The sequence below is a fragment of the Wolbachia endosymbiont (group A) of Sturmia bella genome (assembly GCF_964030905.1).
Lineage (GTDB): Bacteria > Pseudomonadota > Alphaproteobacteria > Rickettsiales > Anaplasmataceae > Wolbachia > Wolbachia pipientis.
On the sequence record NZ_OZ034988.1, the window covers coordinates 630,817 to 647,397 of the forward strand.

Annotated in this window: 6 protein-coding genes and 1 pseudogene; 4 read left to right on the forward strand and 3 right to left on the reverse strand. The window is 33.6% G+C overall.

Annotation, left to right across the window (positions count from 1 at the left end):
* The first annotated feature begins 20 nt into the window (after window positions 1-20).
* On the forward strand, window positions 21-10,100 hold the full coding sequence (locus tag ACQH3L_RS02970) for a hypothetical protein (protein ID WP_425384975.1): 10,080 nt from the start codon (window positions 21-23) through the stop codon (window positions 10,098-10,100).
* On the opposite strand, the gene ACQH3L_RS02975 is transcribed toward ACQH3L_RS02970, so the two are convergent.
* Complete coding sequence (locus tag ACQH3L_RS02975; protein ID WP_425384976.1) at window positions 10,082-11,002, reverse strand: Rpn family recombination-promoting nuclease/putative transposase; 921 nt, start codon at window positions 11,000-11,002, stop codon at window positions 10,082-10,084. The genes ACQH3L_RS02970 and ACQH3L_RS02975 overlap by 19 nt on opposite strands.
* Before the next feature lie 129 nt (window positions 11,003-11,131).
* Between ACQH3L_RS02975 and wmk the strand changes: the two genes are divergently transcribed.
* The 3 genes from wmk (at window position 11,132) to ACQH3L_RS02990 (ending at window position 15,151) form a co-directional block, all read left to right on the forward strand.
* Entirely contained in the window at window positions 11,132-12,052 is a 921-nt protein-coding gene (gene wmk, locus ACQH3L_RS02980; protein ID WP_425384977.1) for a WO male-killing family protein Wmk, read from the forward strand.
* Between the two features lie 170 nt (window positions 12,053-12,222).
* Window positions 12,223-12,738: a JAB domain-containing protein gene (locus ACQH3L_RS02985; protein WP_425384978.1), complete on the forward strand. Its 516-nt coding sequence runs from the start codon at window positions 12,223-12,225 to the stop codon at window positions 12,736-12,738.
* Window positions 12,739-13,090: 352 nt separating this feature from the next.
* The gene (locus ACQH3L_RS02990; RefSeq protein WP_425384979.1) at window positions 13,091-15,151 is read left to right on the forward strand and encodes a recombinase family protein; all 2,061 of its coding nucleotides are present in this window, start codon (window positions 13,091-13,093) and stop codon (window positions 15,149-15,151) included.
* Window positions 15,152-15,166: 15 nt separating this feature from the next.
* Here ACQH3L_RS02990 and ACQH3L_RS02995 read toward each other — a convergent pair.
* Window positions 15,167-16,186: pseudogene (locus tag ACQH3L_RS02995) on the reverse strand (phage tail tape measure protein); the annotation flags it as partial.
* Between the two features lie 109 nt (window positions 16,187-16,295).
* Entirely contained in the window at window positions 16,296-16,553 is a 258-nt protein-coding gene (locus tag ACQH3L_RS03000; protein ID WP_262986494.1) for a phage tail assembly protein, read from the reverse strand.
* Window positions 16,554-16,581 lie beyond the last annotated feature (28 nt).

Consider the following 16,581-nt stretch of genomic DNA (forward strand, 5'->3'; position numbering starts at 1 on the left):
ATGTATAAAAGGAGGGTTATATGCCGAACGAAGAAAGACCACAAGATTTTGAGTTAATAGAACTATTAATTAGAGAGGTGAGTTCAGATGTAGCAAGTACTTCAACTCAACAGGGAAGTGATTTTAAATCTTTCAAAGCAAGGTTTCAATCATATATTGATCAGGTTCCATCGTATTTACATTCAGTAGGTAAAGAAGGATTTTTTCCTCATTTCTTTCTAGGAAGCTTTTCTACTTTGGTAGACACAGAAATTGCAACAAAGCTGAACATTGAGAAAGTATATTTTAGTTTTGATAGTGCAAAGACTCTAAAAGTAGCTGTTATTAAAAAAGGAGAAATCAAAAGCCCAGAAGATGCTGCTGATAAAGTAAGGCTCTTTGTTATTGCAGAATCTGGTAGCACAAAGAAAAAGTTTAGCTATGGTGAGCTAGATAAGATATTAGGCAATACTAAAGTCGCCAGGAATAACATTGTGAGGCTAGCTAGAGATCAAGGTAAGCTAGGTGTGAGGTTGGTAGAAATCACTAAAGAAAAAGATGACAAAGGGAAAATGGCAGGAATATCTATTAATGTGGAAAGTAATAAATTGGACAATGATGCTTCTACAACACATGAGTTTAAGGAAATAAAAAAGGGGGTATGGAATAATCCAGAAAGTGATATAGCGAAGCTAACTAATTCGAATGCAGGAAAAGTAAAGGAATCTGTCGAAGAAATTCTTAAAAAAGTTAGTAAAATCCACTCTGAATACAAGGATTCACTTATGTACGGTGAAGAAAAGCGTACGCTATCCAATAGCAAAAAGGTTATCGTTCAACTCCGGGAAACAGCACATCATGGGTTTATAGCAGGCGCCCTAGTGAATTTTCGCTATAGACATAATCTTAGGGTTTATCTAGAGCAATTTGCAGGGAGAGGTTACGCTGATATTGTTTTAGTGCCTCGTGGTAAGGATAGGTCATTGAATGCTATTCCTATTATTATAGAAATGAAGGCTGCTACTAAAGCAGAGTTAGAAGAAGGTAAAATAGGAGAAAAGAGTGGAACTGCACCAACTACTGCTTTAAAGCAAGCTGAGGATTATACAAAAGGTTTTCAACCGAATGTAATGAGAATTTTAACTACTGCAAATGACATGCTATGCGTTGGTGTAAACCTTGATCATCCATCCCCTGTTTCGAATATCGTTGCTAAATCACGTGATCAAGAAATCACCCCTCTTTTTAATGATATAATGGAATCTATTGATGGACGAAATAATGGTAGAATTAATGAAGAAGGGCTGAAGGAGAAAGTTCAAAATAACATAGAGCGTATCTACCATACATTTCCTGGTACAGGAGATAATCATTATTTTAGTAGGTTTTTGTTAGGGCAGTCTCTGTTATTAAATGAAGTTCAAGTTTTAGAAAGCAGTTTTAAAAAGCACGTTTTTATTTATGGAGAAAATATACCCACAGAAGCTCAACCTGAACCTAAATCTCAACGTCTTAAAGATCAGAAAAGTAAAGGGCAAGGTGCCGGTCAACCATCTAACTTGGATCAAAGCCATGGAGTTGTGACAATGGTATTTATTCCAATCAATGTTCAAAAATCAGTTTGTGTGATGAATATTGTTGAAACAGATGGAAGAGATAATGCGATGAACAAGGGAATTCCTCTTGATCAACTTCAGCAAGAAATAGGAAACAGGAAAATAGTTGAACTAAACCTTAGTTTTAACATTAAGAAAAAATCAAAATTTGAAGAGTATTTTAGCGTGGAGGTGGGAGAATCCGTTTCCCTAGAGCAGTATAATAGAAGAGAAACTAATAAATTTGAAGGTAATTTTAAAGATATTCCTTATCCTACCGAGTTCAAGGAAACATTTGATAAGGTATTAGAGTCTCAGCTTGCTTCTTCACAAGATCGATCTCAATCAATAGGCAAGTATAAGGAGTCATTTGAAAAGTTAGGTGAGGCAATGCTGCCTTTTAAAGATTTAATAGAAAAAGAAGCACATACTCAAGCTGTGTTTCATGGAGTATTTAGCCACTACAGTGATATAAAATTAGGAGAATTACAAGAAAACAGAGCTTTAGTATTAACAGAGTTTCAAACTGGAAGGGGAAAACGTATTGATATGCTAGTGCATGGTATTAAGTTTGCAGATCAGGCTAGCAGTGCTAAAGAATACGATCCAGTAGGTTTAGAACTTAAAGGACCAAGGGAAGGTAAGACAGCTGATGCATTGGTAAAGGAGGCAAATGATCAGATAAATACAGAGTATGTAAAAGGTGTAACTTATAAAACACTTACAGATGGAAAAGAAGTGGGTTTTATAGGCGTTGTGTTTGATAAAAGTGTAAGTAATGCAGATTCTCTTATCTTAATGAGCAAAGATGAGTTTGCTTCTGTTAAAGTAATTCATAGCTCTATCTTTAGTTTTAGTCAGCAGCAGCCTGGAAAGAGATTTGATCCAAATAGTTGTGTGGGGCAAAGTAGTAGAAGCAAGAGAAGCATTAATAACTGTTTGTTTTCGAAGGGTGATGTAGAAAAATTCAGTAAAGGAAATATAGATGAAAATAATGTAGACAAAATTATAATTGATAGTGAGAAATTTCTAACTTATGTTAAAAGCAGTCAAGATAAAGGGAAAAACGCTCAGCTAGTAGAGTTTATTGGAAACAAAAATATTGAAGGTGACTATAAATATTTAGTTGATAAGGTGATTGGAGATCAAGGGTATGAGCGCTATATTCAGAATGAGCGTATTAAGGATTTGCAAGGTGATGTTTTACAACAAAATAGTGGTTTAACAAAAAATCCAAAATTAAAAAGCAGATTAATGAATGCTGCAGGTGGAATACAATTGATAAGAGGAATCCATGGAGCTATTGTATCTTGCAAAGATGGAACAGCAACGGATTGTGGATTAAATCTAGGCGGAGTAGGATGGTCTTTTGCATCTCAACCAATTGAGAATGTAATGGTTAAAATTACTCCAAGAGTTGTAACATCAGCTGAAAAGGTTGTAGGAAAAATTATACCAGGTACTTTAGGTAAACAGACAAAATTTGTTATTCGAGTTGCAGGAGTAAAATTTGGAAGTACAGTAGCAAAAGGTGTGGCAGGGGCTGTAGGTGGTGTCTTTGATATTATTGATATAGGCATATCAGCAAATAATCTTGTAGACTGTAAAAATAGAGAAAGTAGTGATAATCCATGCGGAGAGAAAGAAATAAGGGATAATATAGCATCTATATCCTTTTCTGGAGTGTCATTTGTTTCTGGTGTTGCTCTTACAGCAGCTGGTATGCCGGTGGTTGGTATTGCAGTTGGATTTGGGCTCATGGTAGGTTATGGAGTTTACAGTGGTGTCAGCAATATTGTAGAGTACGAGAAAAAGTATGATACGACCCATGGAGAAAACTGGAGCATATTTTGGAGAACGATTCTATTTCAAGATATGGCATCTGATGTGCAACACCTTGCAGATAGAAAAAACACAGTTGATAGTCTAGCTAAAGAAGTATGGAAGGCTTTAAATAATGCTCCTAATAGTGTTGTTGCTTATGGTGTTGGTCTTGGAAAAGTAAGTGATAATACTCTTCGGCCTGATTATGCAAAGATTTTGATGGATAAAGAAGATACCAGTACCAAAGATCTTTCACGTGTCATACCTGATAGTATACCAGGTGCCAGCAGGATTTGTTTGCCAAAGGTTACTGGGCAGGATTATGAAAAAGGTATTACAAGTTCAGTTCAACCGCCTTTATACTACTGTGAGAATGCAATGGTTATTAGTCACGATAGTAGGGTAAAAACGAAACAAAAAGGTAGTACAATTGTTTATGATTTACAAAATATAGATAAAGGCGAAATTGTTGGAAGCAATAAATGGAACAATAATTTTCTCATTTATCCAGGTACAACAAAAATAACTGGTGGTAATAATGTAGTAAATAGGTTTGTTCTTGTAAATAACCCTAGCTTTTCAGGCAAAATGATTGGTGGAAGTAACTCTATTAATATACTTGATCTAAGTCAATTAGCAGAAAATAAAGTTACAGGTGTGATTGACTATCGTTTTAAGCCTAATGCCTATGGGAGATTAAAGGTAAGAATAAATAATCGTTTGTTGATTGATGATGATGTTAGTAACAACCTCTTTAATTACCATTATATTGGAAGGCAGAACAAGGTAGATGAGATCTTGTGCATGGGTTATTCTGAGCATTTTACAGAAAGTGATAGCCGTGATGTTATAATAGATAGTGGCGGTGGTCTTAATAGAAATAGAGAAGATGTAGTTGAAAATTGCAGAAAAGTAATTATTTCGCCGTATACTACAGTCAAGGGTAGAAAAAGCAATTATACTTTTTACGTAAAAGTTGCAGACTATGAAGGTAGGGGTTTATATTCAGAAATTAATGTAGATGGAACAGGAACTGTAGTTTTTCCAGAGATTGATTTATTAAGTGATTGTGATCAGATAACCTACTCTAAAGAGAGTAATACTTTATCTTTGAAAATAAATTTTGGTCAAAATAATCAATTTACTCTTGATGTAAAAAATTATGTCGAGCAGAGCAGTAAAAAACCTCACTTTGTACTGATAGATAAAAATGGTAGTAATATTGTTCCTAAGATTGAGAGATCAGACTCAGCAACTATAAAGATTAATTCATTTGAATTACATTCAGAACATTCTTTAGGTAATTTTAAGGATGTTGAAACTCATTACAAAAAGATTTTAAACGATGATAAGGATTATAAAGTTTTGAGTGTTATTAGAGACAAAACACAGAGTCAAGATAATAGTGTTGTTCCACATATGGTTTTTGGTTCTTCAGGAGATGATGTAATCAACTTTGATCAAGGCACTATGTTTGCGAGAGGAGGAAAAGGAAGGGACGTATATGTTATTACTGATGATATAAATAATAAAGAAGTTAAGATTGATAATAATTCAGATGATGAAAAAGTGGACACATTATTTATACCAGAGGTTGAAAAAGGTTTTTCAATCCAGCAATGTGACTTGCATTTAAATTATAGCAACATTAGTATTCAAGTAAAAAACTACCTGCAAGATCATAATCATAGGCATTTTATAATTATGAACAAAAAAGGAGAAGCTTTTATCCCTAACATACAGTCAATGTCATGTTCTTCTTCAGGAAAAGGCAAATTAGTTCCCTTTTTACAAGCTACACAAGCTCAGAGTATGTTTTTATTGCCTAAAGATTTTGAAGATGATCATGTAGTGATAGATTCCCGTCTTGAAGATATTGAGAAATACAAAGATAAAGATGCTCTTTTATTAATAAGAGAAAGTGAAATTCCTTTTATCATTAGAATAGAAGGATTCTATACTGATCGAAGTAAATGGGAAAATATTTCTTATTCTCTCTGGAATAACAATGATCTTTTTCCATCTCCTGGTTTATTAGAGAACATCGATAATGTAATGGAGTATAAAGACAAGCTTAGAGATGACTATAAAAAGGTTGTAAAAGAATACATTATAGATTTTAGTAACTCTACTAATATTGAGCATAATCAAAAATTAGAGAGAAATATTTCAACTTTTGTAGGGCAAGAGGAGGAACGCATAGGAGTAATGATATTAAAGAATATTGCTCCTAATCAGATTGAAGTTTCTAGTAGTGGTACAGATCTGATATTTTGTGATAAGAGGTCCAATCATACGATCAAGATAAAAGGTTGGAATAATAGTAAGTCTTATAGGATTTCTACATTGGAGTTTGATCTAGGCTTAGAACCAATAACAATACGCAGATTAGATAAGTTTAGCTTACACGAGGTAGGAAAAATACAAAGTTTAATTGGTAAAGCTTCAGAAAATTACCAGAATAAAAGTAAATATACTCCTAAAGTAGAAACTGACTTTAAATGTTTAATATCAGTTGAAGGTTTTGAAAGAGAAAACAAAGAACCAACATATCAATGTCTTGGTTTTTCTTCACTTCAGGACCAGGTTAGCTTTACAGAAAATTTCTGTAGTTTAGAGCAACTCACTGAATTTAGAGATAAATCGAATAGCACTCAGGTTTCAGCGTTATCAAAGAATTTACAAAACGATCTTTCGTTAAATGGATATGATCAAAATATAGTAGATAAGTGCTCCAAATTAATATTGGCTGAAGAAAATAATCAGCAAAGTAAAATATCTTCTATGGTTAAAAGTGTTGAAAAGTTTACTCTCTTACATCCTATAGCTGCTACTTCAGGAAGGTCATTAAGCGAACCAAAAAATAGGTTCAATTTAGGTAGTTGTTTAGGTCATAGAAGGAAAAGGGATACCAACCGCTGTTTAGCTTTATGGAAAGATATAGACAAATTTAATGAAGAAAAGAGTGAGAAAAGAAACGTTAATAAAATTAAAATCAATAGCGAAATATTTGTTTATTATATAAAAGGTATAGAAGATGAAAGTAAACGTGTTCAGTTCATTGATTTAGCAAGTCAAGTTGAAGTTACAGGTAAGTTCCAAGGTTTAGTCAATAAAATAGTTCGTAGTAGAGAGGCTATAAGCCACTTAAACAAGGTAGGGAAAGTTTCTGGCATTCTAATGCATGGTATGATTGCTAAAAATGCTTTAGCCGATTTTTTAAGCGGTGATTATACAGGAGTAGCAATTAATTTAGGGTTTATTGCTGGAGGTCGAGGGCTTACTAAAATTGTGAAAGTTGTTAATGCTAAAGGAATTGATTTCATTACAGATGGTAAGTTACTTCTTGGTAGATCTTTAAAGGCAGCATCGCCTTTTCTTGCTCGTAGTACTTCAGCTTTTGTTGTTTATGATTTAGTGAATCAAATTAAAGAACTAAGAAGTGGTGATAAAGATGCTCTAATACCAGTTATAGGAGATAGCATTTATTTGGGAGCTGATGCTGCAGAGATTGGTATAGAAGTTGCTGAGGCTTTTGAAGTACTAGAGGGGATATCAAGTGTTACTGGTCCTATTGGTACTGCAATTGGAGCTGTAGTATTTATTGGTACTGATATTTATATGGCAGTAAAAAGAGTTGATAAAATTGATGAGATAGTTCACTTAACTGGAGGAGAAAGAATTATTGAAGGGTTACGTGCATTTGTAGGTATAAAACCTGAACAATATATAGAAGAATTAATGAAAAAAAAACAGCTTAATGATCAATTAGTTAAGCAAGGGCTTGAATACTTAAAAGAACACAATAATATTCAAAGGTATGTTTTTCCTACTAAAAGATCCGTTGTAGATTCTTGCGAGACTTTTACTAGAGAAATCGTTGGCATGAAAGGCCATTTTACGGTATTAAAAAAAGAAAGATGTAAGGTTGAAATTCAGGATGATTTAGATAATGTGGCCTTTTTTGATAAGGAAGTAAGTAATGTAGTTTATGACAGAGCAAAACCAGATGCTCCAGATGAAGGGAGGTTATTCTGTCTTCCAACTGATCCAATACGTCCTGAAAGCGGAGGTGAAAATGCTTACCTTTGTTATGATACAATAGGCTTGGATTATCAGGTAAATAGAACAGGAGATTATACTTTAATTGCATTGGGAAAAGGCAAAGATAGAGCAATTGGATTTAAATATAGTCCTAATGTTTTCTTGGTAGACGATGGTGATAAGGACTTTACTGGAGGTGATAAAGATGATTTGTTCATCCTAGTAGGTAATAGGGTTACAGGCAGGTTAGATGGAGGTGGTGGAAATAATACACTAAACTTAGCAGAGTTTTCCTTGAATGAGAATCTCAACATAAAACCTGATTCACGTAAAAATGATAGTTCAATATCCTCATCCTATAATGATATTACAATAAAAAATATGAATATAATTTATGGTAGGAAAGGAAAACAGGATATAGTGGATTGTGGGTGCGATGTAAGATATATAGATGGTCAAGGCGGCTTAAGTAACAACAGTCCTGATAATATTACCATACCATATTGTTATAGACCTAGTGAAAAGAAAATAATAGTAAGACCTAGTAGTGAAATAAATAACTTAGACCAATCAAGTAACGGAAATTTTGATTACATTATTCTTCCTGATAAGGGAAAAGCTAACATTAATATTGAACCTGATTATACTTTTACAAGACAAAGAAAGCATAATTTTTTATTTAACTATACCCTTTTTGATTTAGCAAGCGTTGATATTAAAAACATTAAAGATATCAATCATTGGCATTCTGGTTATGGGAATATGACTCATACAATAAGAAATGTTACTTTTAGTTTCCTGTCACCCTCATTAAAAGATAAGTCTATCAATGAAAAATTTGATATAACTATTTCAGATATTCCAGCTAACGCCTCTTATATACTGAGTGATAATACTGAGATAAAAATAGGAAAAAACAATTTATATGCAATTCATAGTACTGATAAAACTACTGATGAGGTTGTTCAAAGTTATCCAACTGTAGCAGACCATTTAAGGATGTCTCTTTTTGTAAGTACAAACAACGAAACTGTTATTATTGGGCATGGAAATCATGATATAATTAATAATAATTTTTTACAAAAAAGTCATTTAATTGGCAGTGGTGGTGAAAATGTATATGTAGTTACCTCAGGTCATGAGATACTTGATATAGAAAACCTTCCTATTCCAGAAGCTATAATTTATGACGACTTTAATAAAAAGAACAGTATAAAGGATATATTAGATTTACGTCAGTTAGTACGACAAGTAAATGGTGACTTGAGTATAGAGCCAATATCAAAAATTATCGAAGATAGAAATGATTTGTTGATAAAGTTATCTATATCAGCTACTGGCTTAAAGCAAGATGTAGTAATAGTTAGACTAAAAGATGCATTTGTAAATAGCTGGTATAGGGAACTACAAGTTATTCTTAATAATGCGCCTATGAAAATAAGTTCTGAATTAGAGTTAAAACCACTACCTTTGATATTTGATAAGGATAAAGAAGTAATTGTAGTTGCATCTCAAGACGTAGAAGAAAAAAGTGAATTAATTATATCTAAAGAAGCAGGGCAATATACTTTTCTTTATTCTGGATATGACTTAATGATTACCAACGTTTTTAATGCTGATATGGAAATAAGCAAGTTTTGTACTATATGTCTTAAAGATTTTTATGAGCAGCCTAAAATGGGAACATTATCTATAAAATTTAATGACACAGAAATATTGTTAAGTAATGAAATAGATAAAATAAATAATGCAGATAGTATTAGTGACAAACTAAATATGAATGGTTACATTAGTTCTATCGTTAAGTTACAAAGTTTTGCACCTTTAGAGGCTGCAAGTAGTAATCATCCTATTAGGCACAAAAGACATAAGGATCATAGTAGACATGGAGATGGTATGCATCGTACAAGACATAAGCATCATAGAGTACAGAAGCGTAACATTAATTACCAAGATAGCCATTACTATATAGATCAATCTGAAATAGCAACAAATAGTGCAGCAAGACCATCTTCATGGATAAATATTGTTGCTAATACTATTGTAGATGCTATTAAAGGTATTTCTCGGTTTGTATATTCCCCTTTAAAAGTTGAATTACCTGAGATTCCAGAAAATGGCTCAGATCATTCTGATACAGTAAGAAATCCAAGTAATCAATACACCAACCAATTTAGTAGTGAAGTTTGTGTGAGTAATAATGTTGGCTTGGCATTTTTCTTGTTGCAAAGTTTTCTAGATAAAAAATATCCTCTTCCTAACCTTTGTTCCGTTACTCCTAAAGAAGCTCTGGCTGACACACTGAATATCGTAGGAGAATTTGAAAAGACACTTGAAAAAACAGCTAAACAATCTGGTGTGTCAGTCAAAGGTTTTGACTTTTTTAAAGTGTATCTAGATATAGCAGGCCACGTAAGAAACGAGAGGTACTCTCAAATACCAAATACTTTATATTTAATTACAAAAGAAGCATGTCCGAAAAATGAGAAGTTTCTGAGTATTTTAAAAGGTAACATTGAAAAGATGTTTAATGAGCAGCAGATAGTTAATAGTGGATATCAACCTAACTACATTGCTGATAGTAAACCTAGAAGCTATTTAAGTAATACAACAGTAGACAAACAGCTACAAAGGTCATATCATGCCATTTCTTCCTGAAGTTGTTTAATTTCATCTACCGAAAGGCCAGTGATTTCAGCGATAACATCTATAGAGACACCGGCCTTGAGTGAGTTTTTGGCAACAGCTATTTTAGCTTTCATTTCACCTTTTTCTTCGCCGATGAGGATGCCTTCTTGTCTACCTTTTTCGTGACCAACTTTAAGACCCTCATCAAATTTTTGAGCAAAAGCAGCAATCTCATCCATTATGCGTTTTTTCATTTGCTCATATGCTAGTAACTCTTCTTCTGACCAATTAAACTTATTCATCTCTTCATAAGCTCGTTTTATTATTACGTCACTACCAACTATTTTATCTAGGTCTTCTTCGTTTGTTTCTGCTGCATATCGGAAAAAATAACACCATTTTTCTACTATATTTTCTAGTTGGTCTTCTTTTGTCTTTGTAAATTTTGGTAGTTCTATGAATACAAAGTAAAAATCCTTTAAGTCATGTTCAAAGCTATTTTGATCTAAAATGACATGATTAGATTTGTACTCAGCCTTATCTGGAAAAATAATACAATCAGCAACAGCAATAAAGATAATTTCTTTGAGGTTATGATAATCATCACCTTGATCAGCTTGACTTGAGTAGGCTTTGGCAGCATAGTATTGAGCACGCTTTTCGAAGCCCTTGGTCTTAGTGAACTGCATCTCTATAATGTATCTTGAACCTTGAGAGTCTTTACAAAGAACATCGACAATACTCTGCTTTTTAGCAGCAATTTCAGGGTCTAAAATGGTAGCTAAGAATTCAACATCGTGAATAGCAGCTAAGCCAGTGAAGCCTAAAATATCGTTCAAGAAATGAATGAGAATATCTTTATTCTTCTCGGTGCCAAATATTCTTTTGAAGGCGTAATCATTGCGCGCATCAAGAAATTTAGACAAAGCCATAGAAAATCCACTTAAAAAGTATTAATAATTATACACAATTTTGAAGAAATATTCAACTAAAATTCAAACATAGAAAGAAGCATCCCTTTTGTATATCTTTATTTGGTAGTATTAACTTGTATAATATTTATGGCAAACATCTCAATAAGGCATCAAATAGCACAAAAAGTAAGGAGATGGAGGTTAAAGCAAGGTTATACTCAAAAAGATTTAGCAAAAAAAATCGGAACAACATATCAGGTAATACTGCAATATGAAAAAGGAACACGCAGAATTTCAATTAAGAAGTTATATGAATTAGCAGAAGCATTATCAACAATTGCTAGAGATCTAGCTTGCGGACAAGAAGTATCAAATGAGGAAAGGTATGAGGAAGAAGAGATATTAAATCTAGTAAGAAGACATAAAGAGATTAAGGACCAAGAATTACGTGAAACGTTTTATTTATTAACTAAATTCATCCGTATTAGTGAGGAAGAAAGTGGAAAGGTAGTAAAAATAGAGGTGGCAAAGGGTTTAGTTAAGGAAGGAGTTTCTGCTCATGTTATCTCTCGAACAACCAATTTATCTGTTGATGAATATGATAATGATGAGAAAAAAATTTCCATTCCGTATAAAGTAGGTCAAAGAGTAAAAGAATGGAGGTTGAGAAGAGGATACACTCAGGAAGATTTAGCAAGTAAAGTGGGCATAATAAATCAAAGAATATATGAATATGAACAAGGACGAGCTGCTGTTTCACTTGAAATGTTAGATGAAATAGCAAAGATGCTATTAATTAATATTACAGATCTGCTTCCAGAAACAAGAGAAAATGAGAATAGTGAAGCAGAGCTATCAAAGTTAATAGAAGAATACAAAAAGATTAAAAGCCAAGAACTACGTAATGTACTAATAAAATCTCTGTTTGAAAGTATACAAGTTTGCAAAGAGAAAGTGGAGAGAGTAGAAAAGATGAAAATTGCAAAGAATTTAGTTAAGGAAGGAATTTCTACCGATATTATTTTGCAAATAACAGGCCTCTCTTTAGGCGAAATTCAACAAATTTAAGTAAAAAAATCAGTATCTATTAACATCTTTACTTTTTAATGAAAAAATAAGTAAAAAAGATTGAAAAATTGATTTGACTTCACTCGGAAGCTATGGCTCTATGCCAATGCTGATAAAAAAACAGCAGTAAATATTTAAAAAAAGTTTGTTGTTAGTGAAGGGTAAATTATATGAATAAAAGTAAAGAAGAAATAGAATTCAGAATATTAGAAAGCAAAGGCAAAGCACTACTTGATCGTGAAATAATGGAAACATTTTTAAGTGCAGTACATGAAAGGCCACAAGCTCAAGAAATTGCTAAAAATCTGGTGAATACTTATGCAGGAGTAGGAAGGATTCTAGGTCGAGAAATGGATGACCTGAAAGTTATAGAAGGAGTAACTGATTCTGCAGTAGCAATGATTATGTGCGTTAAGGAAACACTAGAAAGGGTACTGAGAGAAAAGCTCAAGGGAGAACCAATCATGGACTTACAAGGGCTAGTAGAATATTTGAACGTAAGTATAGGCCACTCAGAAAGGGAATGTGTAAAAATACTGTACTTGAATAAAAGGCGCCAATTAATCGGAGAAGAATCCTATATTGGTGAAATGGAAAAAGCACCGGTATACATAAAGGAAATTATAAGAAAAGCATTAATAAAGAATGCAACATTAGTAATAATGTCACACGATCAACCACCTTAATACCCCATTCAACAACCAAAAAGAGATTACAGTTACAGATCCAACTCATCCGCTATTTGGCAGAACTTTTCCTATATCCTTTATCAGTTCAAGAGCCCATTGTAGTAGTAATGTATTTGTTATTCATCGTAATAACATAATTCTGCGTATCCCGTTTCTTGCTACCAACTTAGCCAGTAAGCAAGATTTTCTCACAAGTAAATTAACATGGGATTCATTATACGAATTTGTTTCTTTAGCAAAGGAGTATAAATTATGCCATGTAACCCAAATAGAGTGTGGAAAAAAATGCCGCAATGTCTCAAATCAGAAATTTTAGAAAACATATTATTAGTGTCCAAAGAGGTCATCCATGAATACATCAGAGCTAATTACAGCACAACATTTAACACGCGAAGCGATAATTTACATAAGACAATCAACACCTCATCAAGCACTGAGCAATCAAGAAAGTTTGGAGTTACAGTATGCGCTGAAACAAAGAGCAATTGATCTTGGGTGGAAAGCTGATAATATTGTTGTTATTGATAATGATCTCGGCTTAACAGGTGCTAGTGCTGAAAAGCGTGAAGGGTATAAAGAGATTCTCGCTAAAGTCACTTTATCAAAGGTAGGGATTATCCTATCCTACGATGTGACTCGTTTGTCACGTAATTGTTCTGATTGGTATCCGTTATTGGATATATGTGGCTATAAACAGTGTTTGATAGCTGATCGGGATGGTGTGTACGACCCTGGTACTATTAATGGTCGGTTGTTACTTGGTCTGAAAGGACAGCTTGCTGAAATGGAGTTATCTACTATAAGAGCCAGACTAAATGCTGGACTAGTAAATAAGGCAACCAGAGGAGATTTAGCCTTATCTCTTCCAGTGGGTTTCGTTCGTAACATTGATGATTCCGTGAGTAAGGATCCTAACCTTGAAGTTCAGCAGCATATTAAGCTTGTTTTTGACACTTTTCTAGAAAAACGAACAGCAGCACAAGTTGTAAGGTATTTTAACAATAACCAACTTACCATTCCTAGGTATGACAATTTTAAAGAAGTGCATTGGAAAAAGCCAACTTTTGACGCAATTATCTCAATGCTCAAAAACCCTGCTTATGCTGGAGCATTTGCTTATGGTCGTTCTTGTACTACGCGTCACAAACTATCTTCTGCTAATAAAACAACAAAAAGACTACCAATGGAAGAATGGAAAGTTCTAATTAAAGATAAATACCCAGCTTACATAGATTGGGAAACCTTTACAAAGATTCAGATCATACTTAAAGATAATCATGCGGACTACCGTCGCTGTAGAACACGTGGGATAGCTAGACCAGGTGCAGCATTATTACATGGAATAATCTATTGTGGAGAATGTGGACACAAAATGATAGTACAGTATAAAGGAGGAAACCATTATAAATGCAGTTACCAACACCAACGTGATCTTTCCCCTTCATGTCAGTTTTTACCGGCTGATATTATTGATAATGAAGTAGTTCCTAAATTTTTTGCAGCACTTAGTCAAATTGAGCTAGATGCTTATACTAAGGCTATTAACTCGCAGCTACAATCTGAACAAGAAATTAATAAAGCTCATTTACAACAATTAGAACGCTTAAGATACCAAGTAAGATTGGCAGAACGACAATTTAATCAAGTTGATCCTGACAATCGTCTTGTAGCTGCAGAACTTGAAAGACGTTGGGAACAGGCATTGAATGAACTCAAGCAAGCGGAAATTACATTTGAACGTCAGTATCCAAGTAAACCGACTCCTCAATTATCCGAGGAACTGAAAACAATATTTTTAGATGTAGGTAAGAAACTACCAGAAATTTGGCATAAGTCAGTTCTATCACGTCAGCAAAGAAAATCTTTTATTCGTTGTCTGATTGATAAGGTAGTAGCACACCGAATCAGGCGTGATTGCTTGCAGATACGTATTGTATGGCATGGTAGAGAAACTACCACTTTCCATGTTCCTATTCCAGTAAGCTCCTTTCGTGCATTGACTACTGCAACAGAAATGGAGCAATCTATAATAAAGTTAAGTAAAGAGGGTAAAACGGATATAGAAATTGCCAAGTACTTAGAAACACAAGGGTATCGTTCTCCCTCACAATCAAAGAATATTGTTTTAGAAAATACAGTAAAAAATATTCGGTTAAAAAATAATATTATGCGAAAAAAGGAGCAATCACACCCCATTAAAGTGCCTGGCTACCTTACTATTTCACAAATTGCAAAAATCCTTGAAGTTTCCAGGCAGTGGCTTTACGATAGAATAAGGAGAGGTAAAATAAAAATACAAAAAGACTATAGCAAAACCAGAGGCAAGTATTTATTTGAAGATACACCAGAAACTGTTAGAACCCTTATGGATTTTAAAAATGGTAAACTCAACAACCCAAATTTTTTATAGGAGTATCAATATGTATAATCGTATGAACGTACTTGCTAAGCTACTTGCTTGATCAACTTCTAAACCAAACTGTTTAGCATTACCACCAATTCTATTTAATGTAAGAACCACTTCTTGTGCTTTAGCAGCGGTATTGTCTGAGAGATGGTTTATTATGTTACCTACATTTTCCATACCATCAACTTTAATTCCATAGACGTTGGATATTTTCGCAATAGCATTACCAGCTTCTTCTGCCGACATATCAAACGCTGTGGTCATTTTGGCAACTACTGTTGTAAACTTAATAAGATCATTTTTGTCAATACCAAGTTGACCACCACTTGCAGCTATTTGTGCTAATTCTGCAGCTGACAAGGGTATCTCCCGAGATAATTTCTTTAACTCTTTAGCAAACTTTAATGCTTCATCTTTAGTGTCATTTTGCACAAATTTTACTACTTTCTTTACATCAGCCATAGCCGATTCAAAATCAACAGCAACTTTAATTGGCGCTGCAAGCGTTAGCCCTAGCCCAATAGTCTCTATAATTTGTGACTTAAAATGTGCTTTGCTTGCTAAAAAACTTTGGTGACTACGTATTGCAGACCCAAGCTTACCATACTTACCTTTTAGCACTTCAATAGAAGAACCAAGTTTATATTGATCACTTACTAATGACTTAATATTTCTTCCACTTTTTCTTACTGCTTCATTAAATGAATGCAAAGCATCTCTCTTTTTCAAATATGCTTCTTTTGCTTTTATTGCGGAGGTTTTGGCCTTGTCAAATTCTGCTTTTAAGGTTTTGCTCGGTTTCTCTATTGCCTTCATTTGTTTAGCTAAAGATTTTACTTGATCTTCAAAGCCCTTCCACGACCTCCTGCTAGTCAAAACATCATGACCCAACTGCTTAAATTTTGATACTGATTTTAAAGATGAGTCAAGCTTCCTTATGTTCTCACCAAGATAAGTAAGTTGATTACTACTGCCCTTTATTACAGTATTAAAACTGCCATCTAAAACAGCTCCGATTTTTATAGATAACGTTGACATTTAAGCTCCCTTGCTAATTTGCTCCATGAAATAAATTCACTAATCTCCATATCAAGAATGTGCTCAACTCCACCACCTATGATAGAGCCAAGCACTAGTATTTCTAATCTCAAGTTTTTTGGATAATTGGTGAAAAAAAATCCTTTAATACTTCTTGCATTTTTACATAATCAGCAATATCCAACTCTTCAATTGCTTCTTTTGCAACTGATGTCAGATTGGCAGTCAAAGTTACTTCCTTACTTAGATCACTACCATTAAGTCTCTCAATAGCTAAATAATCTCTAACTTTTGGACGTCTAATGGTAAGTTCTGAGACAGAAATTCCATCAACTGTTATTGGGTTATTAAGTTTTACTGTTGTCATACTTTCTCCTAAAAAATAAAATTCTAAA

What these genes read in the sequence shown, in the direction of transcription:
- ACQH3L_RS02970 (WP_425384975.1), top strand. Translation starts at nt 21, where the DNA reads ATGCCGAACGAAGAAAGACCACAAGATTTTGAGTTAATAGAACTATTA.
- ACQH3L_RS02975 (WP_425384976.1), bottom strand. Translation starts at nt 11,002, where the DNA reads ATGGCTTTGTCTAAATTTCTTGATGCGCGCAATGATTACGCCTTCAAA.
- wmk (WP_425384977.1), top strand. Translation starts at nt 11,132, where the DNA reads ATGGCAAACATCTCAATAAGGCATCAAATAGCACAAAAAGTAAGGAGA.
- ACQH3L_RS02985 (WP_425384978.1), top strand. Translation starts at nt 12,223, where the DNA reads ATGAATAAAAGTAAAGAAGAAATAGAATTCAGAATATTAGAAAGCAAA.
- ACQH3L_RS02990 (WP_425384979.1), top strand. Translation starts at nt 13,091, where the DNA reads ATGAATACATCAGAGCTAATTACAGCACAACATTTAACACGCGAAGCG.
- ACQH3L_RS03000 (WP_262986494.1), bottom strand. Translation starts at nt 16,553, where the DNA reads ATGACAACAGTAAAACTTAATAACCCAATAACAGTTGATGGAATTTCT.